The 6094-nt window shown below is 71.0% G+C and carries 6 protein-coding genes; 2 read left to right on the top strand and 4 right to left on the bottom strand.

Annotated elements, in window-relative coordinates; genetic code table 11:
* A partial coding sequence (locus tag SACPADRAFT_RS29635; protein ID WP_007026094.1) for a sunset domain-containing protein occupies positions 1-305 on the top strand: 305 nt, incomplete at its 5' end.
* Between the two features lie 114 nt (positions 306-419).
* Here the strand turns inward: SACPADRAFT_RS29635 and SACPADRAFT_RS0223840 are convergent.
* From SACPADRAFT_RS0223840 to SACPADRAFT_RS0223830, 3 genes are all read right to left on the bottom strand, one after another.
* Positions 420-1484 (bottom strand): 2-oxoacid:ferredoxin oxidoreductase subunit beta, encoded by a 1065-nt coding sequence (locus SACPADRAFT_RS0223840; protein ID WP_007026093.1) that lies wholly within the window; start codon positions 1482-1484, stop codon positions 420-422.
* Between the two features lie 34 nt (positions 1485-1518).
* Positions 1519-3432 carry a 2-oxoacid:acceptor oxidoreductase subunit alpha gene (locus SACPADRAFT_RS0223835; protein WP_007026092.1) on the bottom strand — a complete coding sequence of 638 codons (1914 nt, stop codon included), beginning with the start codon at positions 3430-3432 and terminating at the stop codon, positions 1519-1521.
* Between the two features lie 180 nt (positions 3433-3612).
* Positions 3613-4059: an Lrp/AsnC family transcriptional regulator gene (locus SACPADRAFT_RS0223830; protein ID WP_007026091.1), complete on the bottom strand. Its 447-nt coding sequence runs from the start codon at positions 4057-4059 to the stop codon at positions 3613-3615.
* 74 nt (positions 4060-4133) lie between these two features.
* Between SACPADRAFT_RS0223830 and ddaH the strand changes: the two genes are divergently transcribed.
* On the top strand, positions 4134-4958 hold the full coding sequence (gene ddaH, locus SACPADRAFT_RS0223825; RefSeq protein WP_007026090.1) for a dimethylargininase: 825 nt from the start codon (positions 4134-4136) through the stop codon (positions 4956-4958).
* Between the two features lie 119 nt (positions 4959-5077).
* Here ddaH and SACPADRAFT_RS0223820 read toward each other — a convergent pair whose 3' ends face one another.
* Positions 5078-5935 (bottom strand): metal ABC transporter permease, encoded by an 858-nt coding sequence (locus SACPADRAFT_RS0223820; RefSeq protein WP_007026089.1) that lies wholly within the window; start codon positions 5933-5935, stop codon positions 5078-5080.
* Positions 5936-6094: the final 159 nt, after the last annotated feature.

Below are 6094 nucleotides of genomic sequence, written 5' to 3'. Positions count from 1 at the left end.
CGGACCCGGCGTCCCGGTTCGGGGGCGGGTCGCTGTTCGACCCCACGCCCGCCGGGGGCGGGAACCCACCCGCACGGGGCAACCCGGGCTCGTCCGAGCGCACGCCGGGCCCGTTCGGACCCGGCTCGGCGATGCCCCTGCCGGGTGGGGAGCGGCCCTCGCCGGACTACACCGTCAAGGCCAGTGTCACCGCACTGCGGTACTGCGACGAGCGCTCCCCGGACTTCCCGAAGATGGTCGCCGAGGTGTGGTTCCGGACACCGGAGGACGCCGAGCGGGTCGGCTTCCGCCCGTTGAACGGCTGACGGCCCGGCACCGGGCCGACCGACCCGGGGCCGGCCACCGCAGGGCCGGAGTCCACGGCCGCGGGGACAGCGGACTCCGTGCGGCGGGGTCCCGCCTACTCGACGGTCCGGGTGTTACTCGACGGTCCAGGTGTCCTTGCCGCGCAGCAGCGCCTGCAGGTCCGGCTCCTTGGCGTGCCGGGCCTGCTCGACCTGCTCGCGCGCCCGGTCGTCGTAGGTGGGGCGCTGGACCTGCCGGAAGATGCCGGTGGGCGTGTTGGTCAGGTTCTGGTCGCCCAGCCGGGACAGCGCGAAGGCGTACGAGGTGTCGGTGATCGTGGGGTCGTGGACGACGAGGTTGTCCTCCCCGATCTCGGAGACCTTGCCGACCTCCAGACCGCCCCAGCCGCTGCGGGTGACGCCGTACTCGCCCTCCGGGCCGAACCGGATCGGTTCCCCGGCGGTGAGCGGGATGATCCGGCGGGCCGCCTCGTCGGAGTCCTTGAGCACCTCGAACGCGCCGTCGTTGAAGATCGGGCAGTTCTGGTAGATCTCCACCAGCGCCGAGCCGCGGTGTTGTGCGGCGGCCCCGAGCACCTCGTTCAGGCCCTTGCGGTCGGAGTCCAGCGCCCGGCCCACGAACGTGGCCTCGGCCCCGAGCGCGAGCGAGACCGGGTTGAACGGGGTGTCCACCGACCCCATCGGGGTGGACTTGGTGACCATGCCCTGATCGGAGGTGGGCGAGTACTGGCCCTTGGTCAGCCCGTAGATCCGGTTGTTGAACAGCAGGATCGTGATGTTGACGTTGCGCCGCAGCGCGTGGATCAGGTGGTTGCCGCCGATGGACAGCGCGTCCCCGTCGCCGGTCACCACCCACACCGACAGGTCCGGCCTGGTCGTGGCCAGCCCGGTGGCGATCGCGGGCGCCCGGCCGTGGATGGAGTGCATCCCGTAGGTGTTCATGTAGTACGGGAAGCGCGACGAGCACCCGATCCCGGAGACGAACACGATGTTCTCGCGCTTGAGGCCCAGGTTCGGCAGGAACGACTGGATGGTGTTGAGCACGACGTAGTCGCCGCACCCGGGGCACCAGCGCACCTCCTGGTCGGACTTGTAGTCCTTGGCCTTCTGCTGCTCGTCGGTGCTGGGTACCAGGTCCAGTCCGCCGATGGCCGGCAGACCGAGATCGGTGGCGGTCACTTCGCTGCCTCCGCGGTCACGAGTACGTCGGCGGTCATGCGGCCACGACCCCCTTGATCACATCGGTGAAGACTTCTTCGAGCTCCTCGGCCTTGAACGGCAGACCGGCGACCTTGGTGTGCGAGCGGATGTCGACCAGGTACTTCGACCGCAGCAGCATGGCGAGCTGGCCCATGTTCATCTCGGGCACCACGACCGTGTCGTAGGAGCGCAGGACGTCGCCGAGGTTGCCGGGCAGCGGGTTGAGGTGCCGCAGGTGCGCCTGCGCCACCGCCATGCCCCGGCTGCGCACGCGGCGGCACGCCGCGCCGATCGGCCCGTAGGAGGAGCCCCAGCCGAGCACCAGCACCCGCGCCTGCCCGTTGCTGGGGTCGTCCACGGTGAGGTCCGGCACGTCGATGCCGTCGATCTTGTTCTGGCGCAGCCGCACCATGTGGTCGTGGTTGTCCGGGTCGTAGGAGATGTTGCCCTTGCCGTCGGCCTTCTCCAGCCCGCCGACCCGGTGTTGCAGGCCGGGCGTGCCCGGAACGGCCCATTCGCGGGCCAGCGTCTCCGGGTCGCGCACGTAGGGCCAGAACTCGTCCGACCCGTCGGCGGCGTTGGTCTCCGCGGCGAACCGCACCCGCAGGTCCGGCAGGTTCCCGACGTCCGGGATCAGCCACGGTTCGGAGCCGTTGGCGATCGCACCGTCGGACAGCAGCAGCACCGGGGTGCGGTAGGTCAGCGCGATGCGCGCGGCCTCCAGCGCGATGTCGAAGCAGTCCGCGGGCGTGGACGGCGCCACGACCGCCACCGGCGACTCACTGTTGCGGCCGAACATCGCCTGCAGCAGGTCGGCCTGCTCGGTCTTGGTGGGCAGTCCCGTGGACGGGCCGCCGCGTTGCACGTCGATGACCAGCAGCGGCAGCTCGATCATCACGCCGAGCCCGATGGTCTCCGACTTCAGCGCGATGCCCGGCCCGGAGGTCGAGGTCACCCCGAGCGCGCCGCCGTAGGAGGCGCCGAGCGCGGCACCGATCCCGGCGATCTCGTCCTCCGCCTGGAACGTGGTGACACCGAAGTTCTTGTGCTTGGACAGCTCGTGCAGCACGTCCGAGGCCGGGGTGATCGGGTAGGTGCCCAGCAGCACGTCCAGTCCGGAGCGCTGCCCGGCGGCCACCAGGCCGTAGGCCAGCGCGGTGTTGCCGGTGATCTGGCGGTAGGTGCCCTTCGGCAGCTTCGCGGGGGCGACCTCGTAGGTGGTGGCGAAGGCCTCGGTGGTCTCGCCGTAGTTCCAGCCCGCGCGGAAGGCCAGCACGTTCGCCTCGGCGATCTCCGGCTTCTTGGCGAACTTCTCCCGCAGGAACGCTTCGGTGCCCTCGGTGGGCCGGTGATACATCCAGGACAGCAGGCCCAGCGCGAACATGTTCTTGCAGCGCTCGGCGTCCTTCTTGCCGAGGCCGGTGTCGGCCAGGGCGCCCTGGGTGAGCCCGGACATGGCGACCCGGTGGACCTCGAACGCCTCCAGCGTGTCGTCGGTGAGCGGGTTCGCCTCGTAGCCGACCTTGGAAAGGTTGCGCTTGGTGAACTCGTCCTCGTTCACGATCACCGTGCCGCCCCGCGGCACGTCGGCGAGGTTGGCCTTGAGGGCGGCGGGGTTCATCGCCACCAGCACGTCCGGGCGGTCGCCGGGGGTGAGGATGTCGTAGTCGGCGAAGTGCACCTGGAAGCTGGAGACACCGGGGATGGTGCCCTGCGGCGCGCGGATCTCGGCGGGGAAGTTCGGCAGGGTCGCCAGGTCGTTGCCGAACGCGGCGGCCTCGGAGGTGAAGCGGTCACCGGTGAGCTGCATGCCGTCGCCGGAGTCGCCCGCGAAGCGGATCACCACCCGGTCGAGCTTGCTGACCTCCGTCGGCCGCTCCGCGGACACCGTGCCGTCCGATCCGTCGCCGTTCGCGCTCGTGCTCATGGGCCAGCGGTTCCCTCTCTCCCGGTTTCGGCGCGCCCCGCGCTCCTATACTTCGAGATTACTTGGTGTTTTCGGCGGGCGTGGTGTGGTGTGATCCGGCTTACCCGTGACCGGCGGTAACAGGGTGTTCCGGTCCCAACCACTGGGACCGCCCGGCGGCCCCACACCGCGAGTCTGCCCTCAGCGGCCGGGGTCCGGCGGGCGTTCCAACAATGTGGACAACACGACCGTGGACACCGTCCGGTCGATGATCTCCAACCCGCGCAGACGTTCGAGCGCGTCCTCCAGATGGTGGATGTCGGCCGCACGCAGATGCACGATCGCGTCGGCCGCCCCGGACACCGTGTAGGCGGCGACGACCTCGGGCAGCGGTTCCAGACGGGCCCGGATGCGGGCGGGGGAGACGTTGCCCTGGCAGTGCACCTCCACGAACGCCTCCGTCCCCCAGCCGAGCGCCTCGGGGTCGACCACAGCGGTGAATCCGCGCAGGACGCCGCTGTCCAGCAGTCGGTCGACGCGACGCTTGACGGCGGGTGCCGACAGACCGACGACGTCACCGATCTCCGCGTAGCTCGACCGCGCGTTGGCCACCAGGCACGAAACGATGCGTTGATCCAGGGTGTTCACACGCAACGTTTAGCACACAGATGCGCAACTGCTGACAATTGATAGCCGTATCACACGCACCATACATTCGAAGTATGCGCGTACCCGTGCCCCGCCAGTACCTCATGTGTCCGCCGCGGTACTTCGCCGTGGACTACGTCATCAACCCGTGGATGGACCCGGACGTGCCCGTCGACGCCGACCGCGCGACGGAGCAGTGGACGGTGCTGCGGGACACCTACCGGCGGCTCGGCCACTCGGTGTCCGAGATCGAACCGCAGGAGGGCCTGCCGGACATGGTCTTCGCCGCGAACTCCGGCACCGTGCTCGACGGGCGGGTGCTCGGCGCGCGGTTCCGCGCGCCGGAGCGGGCCGCCGAGGCGGAGCACTTTCGCCGCTGGTTCGTGGAGAACGGCTTCCGGGACGTCACGATGCCCACGCGGGTGAACGAGGCCGAGGGCGACTTCGCCTGGACCGGCCGCGTGCTGCTGGCGGGCACCGGCTTCCGCACCGACCCGGCCGCGCACGCCGAGGCGCAGGAGGTGCTGGGCGTGCCGGTGGTGTCCCTGCGGCTCACCGACCCGCGCTTCTACCACCTCGACACGGCGTTGTTCGTGCTCGCCGAGGCCACCGACACCGAACCCGCACAGGTGGCGTACTTCCCCGGGGCGTTCTCCCCGGGCTCCCGCCGCACGCTGGAGCGGCTGTTCCCGGACGCCGTGCTCGCCGACGCGGAGGACGCGGCCTGCCTGGGCCTCAACGCCGTCTCCGACGGCCGCAACGTCGTCCTCCCGGTGGAGGCGACCGGCCTGGCCGACCGCCTGGCGGTCCGCGACTACGAGCCGATCCCCCTGGACATCTCGGAACTCCGCAAATCCGGCGGCGGCCCCAAATGCTGCACCCTGGAGCTCCGCAAGTAACCCCCGCGCCCGCACCCGACGTAGGTGGGTTGCCGTGAAGGGCACTTTCCCTGCGCAGGACGCCGTGAGGGGCACATTCGCTGCGTCACACGCAGGGAATGTGCCCCTCACGGCAACACTCAGGGTGAGCGGCTCCGGAGGTGACTCACCCGGGTGGTGGCGAGGGCCAGGAGGAAGAGGAGGCCGGTGGTGAGGCCGATGGTGCCGGGGATGGAGGAGTCGAACGCCAGCGCGGCGCGGTGACCCGCCGCCGAGGCGATCCAGCCGACGGCCACGGCGAGCAACAGCATGCCGCCCAGGCCGCGGGCCAGCAGGCGGGCCGTGGCGGCGGGCACCACGAAGAACGTGATCACCAGGATCGCGCCCACGCTGTCGAAGGCCACCACCGCCACCCCGGCCACGGCCACCAGCAGCATCCGCTGCACCGCCCGCCCGCGCAGACCGCCCAGCTCGGCGAAGTCCGGGTCGAACGTGCTCGCCTGCAACGGCCGCCACAGCAGCACCACGAACAGCACCGTCGCCACGGCCGCGGCCCCGGTCACCAGCAGCGACGACGGCACCGGAGTGCCGGCGAGATTTACGGTGCGCAGCGGGGCGAACGTGATGTCGCCGTAGATCGCCGAGTCCAGGTCGATGTGCGCCCCCGAGGCGTAGCGGCTGATGCCGAGGATGCCCAGCGAGAACAGCGCGGGGAACACCAGCGCGAGGGCGGCGTCCGACCCGACGAGGTCGGTGTGCCGCAGCCACTCGAAACCCGCCACGCACAGCACCCCGAACGCGGTCGCCCCGAGCACGGTCACCGGCGACCCGCGTTCCCCGGTGAGCAGGAAGATCAGCACGATCCCGGGCAGCACCGCGTGGCTGACCGCGTCCGGCAGCAGCGCCTGCCTGCGCAGCAACAGGAAGCCACCGAGCAGCGCGCACGCGGTGGACAGCAGCCCCGCGATCACGATGATCATGACGTCGTCCGGTGTCACCGCCGCCACCTCGCAGCCCCGCCCGCGCGGGCGGTCCCGTTCAGCCGGCCCAACGCCGCACCGAGGCGCACCGGCGGTCGCCGCCGCGAACCCCGCCGCAGCCGGGCCACCACCCCGCGGTGCGGGGCGAACACCACCGACAACAGCGCCGCGGCCGTG

Source organism: Saccharomonospora iraqiensis subsp. paurometabolica YIM 90007, assembly GCF_000231035.2.
Classification (GTDB): Bacteria; Actinomycetota; Actinomycetes; order Mycobacteriales; family Pseudonocardiaceae; genus Saccharomonospora; species Saccharomonospora paurometabolica.
Note: the sequence above shows the minus strand (reverse complement) of the source record. Positions and strands in the feature narration are given on the sequence as shown.

What these genes read in the sequence shown, in the direction of transcription:
- SACPADRAFT_RS0223835 (WP_007026092.1), bottom strand. Translation starts at nt 3,432, where the DNA reads ATGAGCACGAGCGCGAACGGCGACGGATCGGACGGCACGGTGTCCGCG.
- ddaH (WP_007026090.1), top strand. Translation starts at nt 4,134, where the DNA reads ATGCGCGTACCCGTGCCCCGCCAGTACCTCATGTGTCCGCCGCGGTAC.